Origin of the sequence: Sphingobium sp. B10D7B (assembly GCF_025961955.1) — a bacterium.
In the GTDB taxonomy this organism is placed as follows: domain Bacteria; phylum Pseudomonadota; class Alphaproteobacteria; order Sphingomonadales; family Sphingomonadaceae; genus Sphingobium.
Window position 1 is genome coordinate 1,334,714 of the sequence record NZ_JAOQOQ010000001.1, and the last position, 14,059, is coordinate 1,348,772.

Genomic DNA, 14,059 nt, shown 5'->3' on the forward strand with positions numbered 1-14,059 from the left:
ACTAGCCCCTCATTGCCGCACGGCATCGTCCTGCCAATCCTCATTGCCGCGCGCGATGAGGTAGGCGTGGATCGCCTCCGCCTGTGTCTTGTCCAGCACGCCCTTGAAGCTGGCCATGCCTAGATCGGCCTTGGTGCCCTCCAGCACGATATCGAGGAAGTGCGCGCGCGTGTCGGGCGTCATGTAGCGCAGATCCTTGAGGCCACCGCGCGCATTCTCGCCATGGCAGCGGGCGCAAGTCTCGCCATAAAGTTGCGCGCCCAGCCGCACCTGCGCTTCGGTGGCGCGGAGGAAGGGCGGGCGGGGCAGGGCCGTCGGCGGCGGCAGGGGCGGCAGCGTCACGCCTTTGGCATCCAGCCTGAACACCAGCAACCGCGCCGGTGACACCCGGAAGCCGCCGGGAATCTTGCTCAGCCCCGCGACGATCGATCCGCCCCAGCCGACATTCACTGCCACATATTGCACGCCGTCGATGGCGTAAGTGACTGGCCCGCCGATGGCGACATTGTCGACATTCATGTCCCAGAGCATCTGCCCGGTGTCGGCGCGATACGCTGCGAAGGTCTTCTCGATGGTGCCCTGAAAGACGAGATTGCCCGCCGTCGCCAGCGTGCCACCCGAGCCGGGGAGTGAATAGGGCACCCGCCAGGCTTCCTTCTGTGTCACCGGGTTCCAGGCGAGCAGATAGCCTTTCTCCATGGCGTCCGCCTCTGCCTGCAAGGCCTTCCGCTGCGCGGCCCATTCCGGCGTGGCGCCGGCATAATCGAAGCCGGCATTGTTGCGGAACGGCACGAAGGCGAAATCCTCGTCCCGCTGCCGGGCATAGACGATGGATTGTTCCATGGCCGGGAAATAGACCAGCCCGGTCTTCGGGCTGAACGACATGGGATGCCAGCTATGCGCGGCGAGCAGGCTCGGCGTGATGCGCTGGGGCGTCGTCGTCAGGTGCACGCCCGGATACAGCACCGGCCGCCCGGTCTTTATGTCGATATGGCTGGCCCAGTTGCTTGGCACGAATTTCTCGGCCGAGAGCAATTCCCCCGTCTTGCGGTCGAGCACGTAGAAAAAGCCGTTCTTGGGCGCCTGCATGATGACCGGGCGGGTCTTGCCCTTGATCTTCAGGTCCGCGAGCATCATCGGCTGGGTGCAGGTAAAGTCCCAGTCTTCTTCCGGCACCGCCTGATAATGCCAGCGATAGGCGCCAGTGTCGGCATCCACCGCCACGATGGAGCACAGGAACAGATTGTCACCCTTGCCCGCGCTGCGGAAATGCCAGCTGATCGGCGATCCGTTGCCGGTGCCGATATAGACGAGGTTGAGCGCCGGATCGTAGACGAAGCTGTCCCACGCAGTCCCGCCACCGCCATATTTCCACCACTCCCCGTGCCAGGTCGGCAGCGCGATCTTCATCGCCGCGTCCGAGGCTTCGCCGTCGGGGCCATCGGCGGGGTTGCCGGGCACGGTGTAGAACTTCCATAGCTGTTTTCCGGTCTCCGCATCCCAGGCGCTGACGAAACCGCGCACGCCATAGTCGGCGCCGCCATGGCCGATCACCACCTTGCCATCGAACACGCGCGGCGCGCCGGTGATGGAATAGGGATGCGCGCGGTCGAAGGTCTGCACCGTCCAGACCGCCTTGCCGGTCTGCGCATCCACGGCGATCAGCCGGCCGTCGAGCGCGGCGACGTAGATCTTGCCGTTCCACGCCGCAATGCCACGGGTCGAGGGGCCGCAACAGGCCAGCCGCGCCCATTGCCGCTCGACCTGCGGATCATAGGTCCACAGCTTGCGGCCGGTCCGTCCATCATAGGCGGTCACGATGTTGAAGGCGGAGGCGTTGTAGATCACGCCATCGACCACCAGCGGTGTCGCCTGCACGCCGCGGTAGGTGTTCAAATCATCGTACCAGGCCAGTCCAAGCCGCTGGACGGTCTTGTCGTTTATCTGGGTGAGCGGCGAATAACGCTGCTCGTCATAGCTGCGCCCATAGGCCATCCAGCTGCCGGCGCTGGCGGGTGCGTCCGGCGCCCGCATCCGCTCGCTGGTGACATGGGCTGGCTGCATGCCGCCTGATCGGGCGTCCTGTCCCGCGAGGAGCAGCGGCGCCGTCATCAGCGCCATGCCTGCGATCCACGATCTCCTGCTCCCTGCCACGTCTAATCTCTCCTGATGCGGCACCGTTGCGGTGCTTGCGCAATCAAGGGATTATTCGCCGCGCCAACGCAATCGCCCTGCGCGATGGTCAGGTTGGATGAGGTGGAAGAACGGCTGAGACCGGCGCGGCGCGTTTGTGCCTTTTCGGCGTTTCCTGCCCGTCATTCCCGCGTTCGACACAAGAAAAGAGCCGCCGATCAGGGACCGGCGGCTCGAAAAATTGGCTGTCGAAGGCCTTATTTGGAAAGCTCGACTTCCTCGAAGTCCAGTTCCACCGGCGTCGCGCGGCCGAAGATCGAAACCGAGACCTTCACGCGGCTCTTCTCGAAATCCAGTTCCTCGACGGTGCCGATGAAGCTGGCGAACGGGCCGCTCATCACCTTCACGCTGTCGCCGATCTCGTAATCGACATTGACCTTGTGACGCGGCTGGGCGGCGGCTTCCTCGCGCGCGCCGAAGAAGCGGGCGGCTTCCGCCTCGCTGATCGGCTGCGGCTTGCCGGAATTGCCGAGGAAGCCGGTGACCTTGGGCGTGTTCTTGATGAGGTGGTAGATATCATCGTTCATGCTGAGCTTGGCGAGCACATAGCCCGGCATGTTCTTGCGCTCGACCTGAACCTTCTTGCCGCGCTTCACTTCGGTCACGGTCTCGGTCGGCACCTCGACCTGCTCGATGAGCTGGGCCAGACCCATGCGCTCGGCTTCGGACAGGATGGACTCGCGGACCTTGTTCTCGAAGCCCGAATAAGCGTGGATGATGTACCAGCGCGCCATAATTTTATCGTTTCCTCAATTCGTCTTGGTCGGGAGAGCGGCGATCAGCTCTGGCCCGCGGCCAAACCCAGCAGCGTGCGAACGATCCAGCCAAAGAACGTGTCGATGCCAAAGAAGAAAAGTCCGAGCACCGTGGTCAGGATCACCACCATGATCGTGGTCATCACCGTCTCGCGCGAGGTCGGCCAGGTGACCTTGTTCCACTCGGCCTTGACCTGGTTCACGAATTCGATGGGGGAGGTTTTCGCCACGCTCAGCCTGCTCTTTCAGATGAAACCAGAACTCTTTGAAACACAAGAAAGCGGACCGCACCCGGAGCTTTCTCCGGCCGGCCCGCCGCCTGCATTTCGCAACCGTCCTTGCCTCTACGCGCTCGGGCGCCTCGGGGCAAGTTTTGGCAGGGGCGATAGGATTCGAACCTACGACATTCGGTTTTGGAGACCGACGCTCTACCAGCTGAGCTACACCCCTGTGCCGGTGAAGGCGCTGCCCTTAACGCGACCCGAAGGCGGGCGCAAGCGGTCAACAGCGCTTTCCGCAACTTGTCGTCATTCGTCCTTCGCCGCGTCCTCGAGGAGGATGCGAGTGATGCCGGGGAGATCGTCGTCCCACATCATGTGGCTGGTGGGGAGTTCGTGGACGTCCCAGGCCGGGTCTGCGGTGCAGCGCGCGCGGAACGGCGCGAACGAGCCGAGCGGGCTGGCGGACGCAAAGACGTACGTCCGCCGCGCAACCGCGTCCTCCTCGCCACCAAGCTTGACCGGTTCGAGCAGGGTGAGGAGCGGGTGGCCCGAGACGCGCCCGGCCCGCCCCGGCGGGATCGGGAAGATCGGCTGGACGAGGCCCGGCGTCTGCCGCTGATTCTCGATATACATCGCCCGCGTCCCGTCATCGACGATGTCCCAGAGCATTTCGCCGTCCTTCGGCAGGAAGGCGTCGAGATAGATGAGGCTGCGGATGCGGCTGCCGCGCAGGGCAGAGACACCGGTGATGACCATGCCGCCATAGCTATGGCCGACGAGGATGATGTCGCGCAGGCCCTCGCAATCGATGAGGCCGACAACATCGGCGATATGATCGCTGAGCGTGATGCCGCCATGCGCCAGATGAGCACGCTCCCCAAGGCCGGTGAGCGAGGGCACATGAACCTCATGGCCGGCGGACCGCAGTTCGCGGGCGAGGGGGCCATAACCCCAGCTGCCGCCCCAGGCGCCATGAACCAGCACGAAAATTGCCACAGGCTTGCTCCTCTCCAGACTGTGCCGGATCGCTATCGCCTCCCGGTGGCGCCTGCCAGCCCTTTTTGCCCCAAGGGACGGGCGCGACAAACGCCGGTGGGGATGCTAAAGGCCGGGAATGGCGATCGATTTACCGATCCTGTTGCGCGCTTATGCGGTCGGGCTGTTCCCCATGGCCGACGACCGTGCCGCCAATTCGGTCTTTTGGGTGGAGCCTGAGCGGCGGGCGATCTTGCCGCTCGATGGCTTTCACCTCTCCAAATCCTTGCGCAAGACCGTACGCGCCAACCGGTTCGAGGTCACGGCGGATACCGCGTTCGAGGAGGTCATCGCACTATGCGCGCAGAGCGCCAGCGATCGCCCGACGACGTGGATCAATCGGGACATTGAGGAAGCCTTTGTGCGCTTGCACCACGGCAAGCTGGCGCACAGCGTGGAAGTGTGGAGCCACGAGGATGGCGAGCGCCATCTCGTCGGCGGGCTCTATGGTCTGGCGCTGGGGCGGGCCTTCTTTGGCGAGAGCATGTTCAGTCGGCGGCGCGATGCCTCAAAGGTGGCGATAGCCTGGCTGGTCGCCCGGCTGCGGGTCGGCGGGTTTACGCTGCTCGATTGTCAGTTCATGACCCCGCATCTTGCCTCCCTGGGCGCGGTGGAGATTGACGCGCAGGCCTATTCGGGATTGCTAGGCGCAGCGCTTTCGGCCGGGGCGGATGGCGTTGCGGGTGCTTCTGCCGCGTTCGATGCGCTCGATTCGTTGCCGGATGCGCCGGCCGACCGTGCGCTGCGATCCGCCACGCGCACCGTGTCTGGCCCGGTCTCCGGCCAGCTCATCGCGCAGCTGATCACCCAGACGTCGTAGATCGGGTGCAGCACTACATTACGGTCAGGCCGTTCCTTGAACAGCCAGCCGGAGAAGGTGCGGTGCCATTTGTTGTCGCGGCTTTCGAGCACGTCGAGCTGCACGAATGCGCCGGTTTCCTTGTCCATTTCCCACGGCGCGGTGGTTTCGCAGGCGCGCAGGCGGATGATGGCATTGCCCGAGCGCAACGCCACGCCCGGCTTCATCGTGAATTTCTGGGTGATCCCGTTGCGCTTGTTGAGCAGGCCGATCTCCGCGACGCGCTCTGCCATCGGCGTTCCGGGCAAGCCGGTCTCGACCTTCACGGGGCGCTCGTCCTGCGTGCGCTCTTCCGGCACAACCGCGACATTGCGGGCAGCCTCGGGGTCTCCGCAGGCCGTCAGCGGTCCAATGATGCCGAGCGCGAGCAACCATCGGCCCGGCCGCGCGGACCGGAGAATCGTCACGTATTCGGCGTCCAGGCTTCGTAATCGCCCGTCGCCATCTGGCGGCGACCGCCGGCAGCGATGGCGCCGGAAGGCAGATGGGCCTGCGGCGTGCCGGTCTGGTTGGGCGTGAATTCGGTTTCCCAGATGCGGGGCGGCGGCAAATGGCTCTCAGGCGTGCCGTCGATGCTGTGATGCAGCCAGCCATGCCATTCTGCAGGCACGCGGCTGGCATCATTGGCGCCCTTATAGATCACCCAGCGGCGCGTGAGGCCATTCGGGTCCGTGCCGCCTTCATAATAGACATTGCCCTGATGGTCCTCGCCCACTTTCGTGCCTTTGCGCGAAGTGAACAGCGAGGTGCCGATGGTGGCGCCGTCCCACCAGGTGAAGATCTTGCCGAGCAGTCCCATGGCCAGAGCGCTTAGCCGCACTCACGGGGGATTGGCAACGTGGAATCGAATGAAGACGGCTCAGCGCTGCGACGAGGGGCAGAAGCGATCCGCTCGCCACACGGGCGCGCGACCGGCACCGGCGCCTGCATCCGTGGTACAATCGCCCCATTCGATCCGGTCACCCTTGGCGATGCCGAGCGCCTCTGCACGTCCCTGCCGGATTTCCAGCACCGCCGTCACCGGCTCATTGGCCGCGAGCGGGCGCAGGCTGTTCGGCTCGCCCTGCAGGATGTCGGCAATCGTACCGTCGGTGCGGATGAATAACAGGTCCAACGGCACGCGCGTGTCCTTCATCCAGAAGGATGCCATGTTAGGATAGGCGAACGGAAAGATCATGCCGGCATCGGCGGCCAGCGTCTCGCGGCCCATCAGGCCGTGCTGCTGCGCGTCCTTGTCCACCGCCATTTCCGCGACGAAGCGATGGGTCTGGCCGCTGGACGTGCGAATGCGAACTTCGGTGCTGCCAGCGGGCAGGGCCGCGCTATTGGCAACCGCTGAGGTGTTAGCGCTGTCCTCCGGCGCCGCATGGCAGGCGGACAGTGCGAGCGCTGTCGCCAGCGCGCCGATGTTCAGACCATGCCCGATCCGCCGCCTCTTCGTCATTCCCAATCCTCTGCTGACAGGGTCTCCGGTCGCTCCGGCAACTCGCCGGGCGCGCTTTCGATCCAGTTGCGGGCGGTCTGCATGCTGTGCCCCGCCCGCAAAAAGGTCGCGATCTGCTTTTCCCGCAACGGCCGGTCGGCCGGCTCGGCCGCGAACGGCCCGATTCGTTTGCGGCGGGCGAGGCGCTCGGCCGCATCCCATTGCGCGGCAGCGTCGGGGGCGGCCTGCTCGGATGTCGTCTCGTCGATGCCGTCCTGCCTCAGCGTCTGCGCGATGCGGCGTTGCCCGAGGCCCCGCCGCTGCATCGCCCCGGATTTCATCTCGGCATAGGCCCGGTCGTCCACATAGCCGAGATCGACCAGCTTTTGCGTGATCCGCTCGGTCGGGGGCGGGGAATCGCCGGCCCAGCCACGCTCGCGCAGCTTGCGCGCAAGATAGGCGGCGAGCCGGCCCCGGCTGGTGGCGAAGCGCCCGACATAGTGGATAGCCAGCGCCTCAAGGCTCGCTTCGACGAGCGGTTTTGGCGGCGATTTTTGCGGGCGCGGCGTCATGCGCCATTTTTGTGCCACACTCCCTGTCTTAAAGTAAACGCGCCTAACTCGCGCAAGAACGGGGTAGGGCCAGGCATAGAATGCGGCTTTTCGGTTCAGACAAGCGCAAGCCAGCCAGGCGTAGACGCAAGAGAACAGCCGCCATGCCTTGACTTAAGGGGATGATATCTGGCGGAAAAAGAAGGGTCATTTAAGATGCAGCCAACACCGACGGAAGATCGGCTTGAGCGGCGCTTTGCCGATTTCGATACTTTGGGTGCCGCGCTTGATTATGCGGCGCAGGGTGTTCGTGGAGTTAACTTTCACGATGCCCGCGGCAATCTTGCGCGTCCTTATCCCTTTTCGGAGATGCGCGGCGATGCACTGGCCTGCGCCTATCGGCTGATCGCGCGGGGTGTCCAGCCCCAGCAGCGGATCGCCCTGATCGCCGAGACCGGCCCCGAGTTCGCCCAGTTGTTCTTCGGCATTGTCTATGCCGGTGCCTGGCCTGTGCCGCTACCGTTGCCCACCAGCTTCGGCGGCAAGGAAAGCTATATCGACCAGCTTTGCGTCCAGCTCGACAGCTGCGACCCGATCATGCTGCTCTTCCCTACCGAGCTGAGCGAGATGGCCGGTGAGGCCGCGCGCCGCAAGGGCGTGGAACCGCTGAGCTTCGATGACTTCCTCGCGGCACCCGTTGCAGCCTGTGCGCTGCCGCAAGCCGGTCCGGACGACATCTGCTATCTGCAATATTCCAGCGGATCGACGCGGTTTCCGCATGGCGTTGCGGTGACCCACAAGGCACTGCTCAGCAATCTCGCGGCGCACAGCCACGGCATGGAGCTGATCGCGAGCGACCGCTGTATCAGCTGGCTGCCCTGGTATCATGACATGGGTCTGGTGGGCTGCTTCCTGTCGGTCGTCGCCAATCAGGTCTCGACCGATTACCTCAAGACCGAGGATTTCGCGCGCCGCCCGCTGGCGTGGCTGGATATGATCTCGCGCCATCAGGGCACCGCGATCAGCTATTCGCCTACTTTCGGCTACGATATCTGCGCCCGTCGCATGTCCAGCCAGACGCGGGCATCCGAGCGCTTCGACCTGTCGCGCTGGCGATTGGCCGGTAACGGCGCGGACATGATCCGCCCGGATGTGATGCAGCAGTTCGTCGATGCCTTTGCGGAAGCCGGCTTCTCGCCGAAGGCCTTCCTGCCGAGCTATGGCCTGGCTGAAGCGACGCTGGCCGTGACCATCATGCCGCCGGGTGAAGGCATCATGGTGGAGCTGGTCGAGGAAACCGAACTGTCTGGCGGCCATGCCGTGGAGGATCGCCCGCAGCGCTTCCGCGCGATCGTCAATTGCGGCAAGCCGGTGATGGGCATGACTGTCGAAATCCGCGACGAATTCGGCGGCCCGCTGCCCGAGCGGACCATCGGCAAGGTGTGGACGACCGGTCCCTCGCTCATGGTCGGTTATTTCCGCGATCAGGAATCGACCGATGCTTGCATGGCCGATGGTTGGCTGGACACCGGCGACATGGGCTATCTCTCGGATGGCTATCTGTACATTGTCGGCCGCGCCAAGGACATGATCATCATCAACGGCAAGAATCACTGGCCGCAGGATATCGAGTGGGCGGTGGAGCAGCTACCCGGCTTCAAGCAGGGGGACATTGCCGCCTTCGCCATCACCACCGCTGGGGGCGAGGAAGCACCCGCCGTCCTGGTGCATTGCCGCGTCTCCGACAATGTCGAGCGCGCACGGCTGCGGGAAGAGATTCGCGAGCGCGTCCGTTCGATCACCGGCATGAACTGCGTGGTTGAACTGGTGCCGCCGCGCTCGCTGCCGCGCACGAGCTCGGGCAAACTCAGCCGCTCGAAGGCGCGGACCCTGTATCTGACCGGGGAAATCGTGCCCTATGACATCGCAGCCTGATCGGGGGCGGTTGACGCGGTAAAAGACTGCGAGCGCTTGCTTACGGGTTGATAACCTGCGCGCGATATGACCGCGCCGTGACCAAGCGTTCAACCGTCCCAGACCAGCGCGCAGCGCCCGCCACGGAAGTCGTTTCGCTCGGCTTGTTGTGCGGATTCCGCCCGCTTCCCGGGGCGCAGGGGCGCCTTGTATGCGGGAGCCAGTTGCGCTCCGCCGACCGGATGCTGGGGCTCTTCACCACGATCACGGCCATCTCGGCCATGCTCGTGGGCGCGCGGTTTTACAACCATATCAATATCTGGATGTTCGTTGTCTGGATGTTGGTGCTCGGTATTTCACAAGCGCAGTTGCTGCGGTTGCGCCGGGTCAATGTGGCGTCAGATTATGCCGATGCGACGCGGGCCGCATTGTTGCGACATGGCGCGATCTGCTGGCTGCAGGGCGCCATATGGGTCGCCGCAATGGTGCTCTTCACCGGCGAAGCCAGGCCGGAAGAAGTGGTCACATTCTGGACCATCGCCTGCTGCCTGATGGCGTCGGTGGCCATTTCGTTCCAGTCCACCCCATTGTCCGCCAGTGGCTTCATCCTGTCGATCGGCACGGGCACCGTCTGGATGATGCTGCGACATGCCGATCCCTTTCTGGCGGGTGTCGTGGCGATCTATGCTCTGCTCGCTTTGGCGACGAGCCTCTGGCAGGCGCACCAGTTCGGCGTGCAGGTCTCGACCAGCAAGGCGCTGGCCGAAAAGCGCGAGGTCGTCAGTCTCCTGCTGCGTGAGCATGATCGCGACGGGGCAGATGTGCTGTGGCAGACCGACACCGCCCGGCGTCTGACCGGGGTTTCCCCGGCTTTTGCACGGATGCTCGGCAAGACGGTGGAAGAGGTGGACGGCCAGTCCATCCTCCAGGTGCTGGCAGGATCGACCTGGACGAACGGGGATTTCGACCCGGCCCTTCATGTGCTGGCGGAGAAGCTCAAGGACCGTGTGTCCTTTTCCGACCTGTGCCTGTCCGGCACGGTCGATGGTGCGCGCCGCTGGTGGTCATTGTCCGCATCTCCCCGGCTGGATCAGGCCGGCAATTTCCTGGGCTTTCGCGGCGTCGGCTCCGACATCACGGTGCAGAAGGAGACGAACGAGCGCATTTCGCAGCTTGCCCGGCTGGATACGCTCACCAATCTTCCCAACCGGCTCAATCTGGGTGAGGAACTGGCCAAATCCGTCGAAGACACGCAGACGTGGCAGACACGATGCGCCTTCATGATGATCGATCTCGATCGGTTCAAATCGGTGAACGATACGCTCGGTCATCATGTCGGCGACCAGCTTCTGGCCCAAGTTGCCGAACGTTTGCGCGGCGTCTGCTCGCTCAACGAAGTCTGCGGTCGGCTCGGCGGCGATGAGTTTGCCGTAGTCGTGCGCGAGGTGGCCGATCCCATCTATGTCGACCGGCTGGCGAGCGCGATCATCGAGGTCGTGTCCAGACCCTATGTGCTCGATGGGCAGACGCTGTTCATCGGCGCCAGCATCGGCTCGGCCATGGCACCGCAGGACGGGACGGATGCGGACATGCTGATGCGCAGTGCGGATCTGGCCATGTATCGCGCCAAGGAGGCCGGGCGCGGCAAGCATCTGCGCTTTACGGCATCGATGCACGCCGATGCAGAGGAGCGTCGCAATCTCGAACTGGCGTTGCGCAACGCAATCGAGGCCGGCGAATTTCACTTGGTCTACCAGCCCATCCTCAACGCGCGGTCCCGCCATGTCATCGGCTTCGAAGCGCTCTGCCGGTGGACGCACCCCCAGCTTGGTCCGATTCCGCCCAGCCGCTTCATTCCTATCGCCGAAGATACAAGGCTCATCTCCCGCCTCGGGGCTTGGGTGCTGGAGACGGCGTGCAAGACAGCCTGTCACTGGCCCGACGCGGTGAGCCTCTCGGTCAATGTGTCGGCCCAGCAACTATGCGATCCCGAGATCGTCCCACAGATCAGCGCAGCTCTGGCGCAGTCCGGGCTTCCCGCCAGCCGGTTGGAGCTGGAGGTGACCGAGAGCGTATTCATGCAGGAGGAGACGGGCGCGTCGCAGGCGCTCGATCGGTTGGCGAAAATGGGCATCCGGCTTTCGCTGGACGATTTCGGGACGGGCTACTCGTCGCTCGGCTACCTTTCCCGTGCACGGTTCGACACCATCAAGGTCGATCAAAGCTTCATTCACGGCGCCGCTCGCGGCCAGCGTGAGAGCCTCGCCATCATCAACGCGGTGGTGGCCATGGCCACCAGCCTTGGGCTGGAGACCACCGCCGAGGGTGTAGAAACCGAAGGGGAATATGACATCATCCGGGCGCTGGGATGCTCGAAGATTCAGGGCTATTATTTCGGCCGGCCCATGTCGCGAGACGAGAGCATCGGCCTGTTCGGGCGCTCGGCGACGCAGGTCGCCTAATCCTTTCGCCTCACCCTTTGGCGAGACGGCGCTCGATGGCTTGCCAGATCGTCGCAAATTGCTCGGCCGGCTGGCTCTGGGCGGCATAAGTGGCGAGCGGCGCACGCCGGAAGCCCATCTGCTCGACAAGGCTGGAGTAGCTGACGATCGGCCAGTCTGGATGGGCTTCGAGCGCCTCGGCATGGAGCTTGCGCCGCCGGTCCACCATCGAGAACACCGGCAGGATCGGGGGATGCCATCCGCCGCGCCGGATCAGGATGCTGGCCAGATCATCGAGCGATTTGCGGGCGAGCGGTGAGGGGATCACCGGCGCCACGACAAGATCTGCGCCCCGCAGCACCTGCTCGGCTGTCTCGGTGAGCCCGGGCGGGCAATCCAGGATGACGCGGTCATAACGCTGCGCGAGGCCCGAGAGGAGCTTCGCCAACCGGCGCTTTTTACCCAGATCGAAGAGCAGCCGCTCCAGACCGTGAAGGGACATGTCTGCGGCCAAGAGATCAAGGCCGGGGATGGCGGTGGGCTGGCAGATGTCTTCCGGTTCCAGCTGCCGCGCGAAGACAGCGCGGGCGGCGTCGCGCGTTTCCGTCTGCGCGGCCAGGAGCCAGGTCGCGGCGCCCTGCGGGTCGAGATCCCACAGCAATGTCCGCCGCGCCGAGAGGCTTGCCGAGGCCCATGCCAGATTGACGGCAAAGGTGGATTTGCCGACGCCTCCCTTGAGGCTGAACACCGCGATTGTCTTCATCTCGGGTTGCGCTGCCATGATCCTGTGATGGATCGATGACAGAAATGTTGCAAATTAAAGTCATGCGATGGGCCCGTCCGCGCCATGCGCCGAGCCCTCGCACGCGATCCCCGCTTGCAAGATCGCCCGCCGCTGCGCAAAGGTCACCGGCGAAACAGGAGCAGAATGTCCATGCAATGGCAGTTGCCGGCCCTTGTCGCGCTTGTCGGCTATCTTCTGGGGTCCATCCCCTTCGGCATCATTCTCACGCGGCTGGCCGGGGCAGGGGACCTGCGCGCGATCGGCTCCGGTAATATCGGCGCGACCAATGTGCTGCGCACCGGACGCAAGGGCCTCGCGGCTGCGACGCTCCTGCTGGATGGCGCGAAAGGTGCCGTGGCAGCGATGGTCGGCGCATGGCTGATGCCGGTCGGTGATATGGCCCTCAGCGGCGCCACTATTGGCGGCGTCATGGCCTTTGTGGGGCATTGCTATCCGGTCTGGCTGAGTTTTCGCGGCGGCAAGGGCGTGGCGACGATGCTGGGCGTATGTCTTGCACTGTCCTGGATCGCCGGACTGGTCTTTGCGGCGGTCTGGCTGGCCGCGCTGGCCCTGTTTCGGATCAGTTCGGTGGGCGGCATGAGCGCGGCCATCAGCGCGCCGGTGGCAGCGTTGCTGATTGGCCGGCCCGATCTGGCGGCGCCCATCGCCGGCATGGCGCTCGTGGTGCTGTGGCGGCATCGGTTGAACATCGCGCGCCTGCTGCGCGGGGAAGAACCGCGCGTGGGAAGCTCCCGCGCCGCATGACGACGCTCAACGCAGATCGGTACGATCGCCTGCGGCTCATCCGGACGCCGAATATCGGCCCGGTCGCCTATCGGCAACTGCTAGCCCGCTTCGGCACGGCGGGACGCGCTCTGGAGGCGCTGCCCGATCTCGCCTCGCGCGGGGGAAACCGGCGCTTCAAGCCCTGTGATCGCCACAGCGTCGATGCCGAAATCGCGCAGGTCGAGCGGGTGGGCGCGGATTATCTGTTTCTGGGCGAGGCGGATTACCCGGCTCTGCTCGGTCAGGCCGAAGGTGCCCCGCCGGTGCTCATCGCCCGCGGCAATGCGGCGCTGGGCATGGGGCGCTGTGTGGCCATCGTCGGTGCGCGCAACGCCTCCGCTGCAGCCTGCCGATTTGCGCGAGAACTGGCCCACGCGCTGCGCGAGGCCGGCATCGTCGTGGTCTCCGGTCTCGCACGCGGCATCGATACTGCCGCGCATCAGGGGGCAGGGATCACGCGGACCGTTGCGGTCATCGGGTCTGGCATCGATGTCAATTTCCCTCCGGAAAATGCCGATCTGCAGGAGCGAATTGCCCGCGAGGGCCTGCTGCTCACCGAGCTGCCGCCCGGCGCTGAGCCGCTTGCCCGCCACTTTCCCGCCCGCAACCGGATCATCGCCTGGATGAGCCTGGGTACGGTGGTGGTCGAGGCTGCGCCGCGCTCGGGCTCGCTGCTGACTGCGCGGCTGGCGGGCGAGGAGGGGCGGGAGGTGATGGCCGTGCCCGGCTTTCCGGCCGATCCGCGCGCCCATGGCTGTAATGCCCTTATTCGCGACGGCGCCACGCTGGTGCAAAGCGCGCAGGATGTCGTGGAGGCGATCGCGTCGCTCGATCCCCGCGCGCTGCGCTCGGGTCAGCGCGACTTCCTGTCGCAGCCGCCGTCCGACGATCTGGGGGAGGCGGAACGCCAGCGCGTGACGGGCTTGCTCAGCCTCAGCCCGGTGGCGGTCGACGAACTCATCCGGCAGAGCGGCCTGCCGCCGGCGAGCGTGCAGACGGCGCTGCTCGAGCTTGAGATTGCCGGTCGTTTGCAGCGCCATGCCGGGGGACGGGTGAGCCTTGCCTGAGGTGGCACCGCTTGACATCTTGCCCGCCTG

General features: G+C 64.9%; 13 protein-coding genes, 1 tRNA gene and 1 pseudogene. 5 read left to right on the forward strand and 10 right to left on the reverse strand.

Annotation, left to right across the window (positions count from 1 at the left end; genetic code table 11):
• Positions 1-9: 9 nt before the first annotated feature.
• The 5 genes from M2331_RS06280 to M2331_RS06300 all read right to left on the reverse strand — a co-directional run bounded on the left by M2331_RS06280 (position 10) and on the right by M2331_RS06300 (position 4,165).
• Positions 10-2,121 (reverse strand): PQQ-dependent dehydrogenase, methanol/ethanol family, encoded by a 2,112-nt coding sequence (locus M2331_RS06280; RefSeq protein ID WP_181559483.1) that lies wholly within the window; start codon positions 2,119-2,121, stop codon positions 10-12.
• Positions 2,122-2,390: 269 nt separating this feature from the next.
• Complete coding sequence (nusG, locus tag M2331_RS06285; RefSeq protein ID WP_181559484.1) at positions 2,391-2,927, reverse strand: transcription termination/antitermination protein NusG; 537 nt, start codon at positions 2,925-2,927, stop codon at positions 2,391-2,393.
• 44 nt (positions 2,928-2,971) lie between these two features.
• The gene (gene secE / locus M2331_RS06290; protein WP_181559485.1) at positions 2,972-3,178 is read right to left on the reverse strand and encodes a preprotein translocase subunit SecE; all 207 of its coding nucleotides are present in this window, start codon (positions 3,176-3,178) and stop codon (positions 2,972-2,974) included.
• Between the two features lie 144 nt (positions 3,179-3,322).
• Positions 3,323-3,398: transfer RNA gene (locus tag M2331_RS06295), tRNA-Trp, on the reverse strand.
• A gap of 77 nt (positions 3,399-3,475) precedes the next feature.
• On the reverse strand, positions 3,476-4,165 hold the full coding sequence (locus M2331_RS06300) for an alpha/beta fold hydrolase (RefSeq protein ID WP_181559486.1): 690 nt from the start codon (positions 4,163-4,165) through the stop codon (positions 3,476-3,478).
• 118 nt (positions 4,166-4,283) lie between these two features.
• On the opposite strand from M2331_RS06300, the gene aat reads away from it, so the two are divergent.
• The gene (gene aat / locus M2331_RS06305) at positions 4,284-5,024 is read left to right on the forward strand and encodes a leucyl/phenylalanyl-tRNA--protein transferase (RefSeq protein ID WP_181559487.1); all 741 of its coding nucleotides are present in this window, start codon (positions 4,284-4,286) and stop codon (positions 5,022-5,024) included.
• A 35-nt stretch (positions 5,025-5,059) separates the two neighbouring features.
• Here aat and M2331_RS06310 read toward each other — a convergent pair.
• From M2331_RS06310 to M2331_RS06325, 4 genes and pseudogenes are all read right to left on the reverse strand, one after another.
• A pseudogene (locus M2331_RS06310) lies at positions 5,060-5,296 on the reverse strand (DUF2155 domain-containing protein); the annotation flags it as partial.
• 170 nt (positions 5,297-5,466) lie between these two features.
• Complete coding sequence (locus tag M2331_RS06315; protein WP_181559488.1) at positions 5,467-5,862, reverse strand: NADH:ubiquinone oxidoreductase subunit NDUFA12; 396 nt, start codon at positions 5,860-5,862, stop codon at positions 5,467-5,469.
• A 60-nt stretch (positions 5,863-5,922) separates the two neighbouring features.
• Complete coding sequence (locus tag M2331_RS06320) at positions 5,923-6,507, reverse strand: DUF192 domain-containing protein (RefSeq protein ID WP_181559489.1); 585 nt, start codon at positions 6,505-6,507, stop codon at positions 5,923-5,925.
• Positions 6,504-7,058: a regulatory protein RecX gene (locus M2331_RS06325; protein ID WP_181561397.1), complete on the reverse strand. Its 555-nt coding sequence runs from the start codon at positions 7,056-7,058 to the stop codon at positions 6,504-6,506. The genes M2331_RS06320 and M2331_RS06325 overlap by 4 nt, the downstream gene beginning before the upstream one ends.
• Before the next feature lie 195 nt (positions 7,059-7,253).
• Between M2331_RS06325 and M2331_RS06330 the strand changes: the two genes are divergently transcribed.
• A complete protein-coding gene (locus M2331_RS06330; protein ID WP_181559490.1) occupies positions 7,254-8,972 on the forward strand; it encodes a fatty acyl-AMP ligase in 1,719 nt (572 codons plus the stop codon).
• A 77-nt stretch (positions 8,973-9,049) separates the two neighbouring features.
• The gene (locus M2331_RS06335) at positions 9,050-11,413 is read left to right on the forward strand and encodes a putative bifunctional diguanylate cyclase/phosphodiesterase (RefSeq protein ID WP_181559491.1); all 2,364 of its coding nucleotides are present in this window, start codon (positions 9,050-9,052) and stop codon (positions 11,411-11,413) included.
• Positions 11,414-11,423: 10 nt separating this feature from the next.
• On the opposite strand, the gene M2331_RS06340 is transcribed toward M2331_RS06335, so the two are convergent.
• Complete coding sequence (locus tag M2331_RS06340; protein WP_181559492.1) at positions 11,424-12,173, reverse strand: ParA family protein; 750 nt, start codon at positions 12,171-12,173, stop codon at positions 11,424-11,426.
• 147 nt (positions 12,174-12,320) lie between these two features.
• Here M2331_RS06340 and plsY point away from each other — a divergent pair, with 147 nt between their 5' ends.
• Both plsY and dprA read left to right on the forward strand, forming a co-directional pair.
• Complete coding sequence (gene plsY, locus M2331_RS06345) at positions 12,321-12,941, forward strand: glycerol-3-phosphate 1-O-acyltransferase PlsY (RefSeq protein ID WP_181559493.1); 621 nt, start codon at positions 12,321-12,323, stop codon at positions 12,939-12,941.
• On the forward strand, positions 12,938-14,029 hold the full coding sequence (dprA, locus tag M2331_RS06350; RefSeq protein WP_181559494.1) for a DNA-processing protein DprA: 1,092 nt from the start codon (positions 12,938-12,940) through the stop codon (positions 14,027-14,029). The genes plsY and dprA overlap by 4 nt, the downstream gene beginning before the upstream one ends.
• Positions 14,030-14,059: the final 30 nt, after the last annotated feature.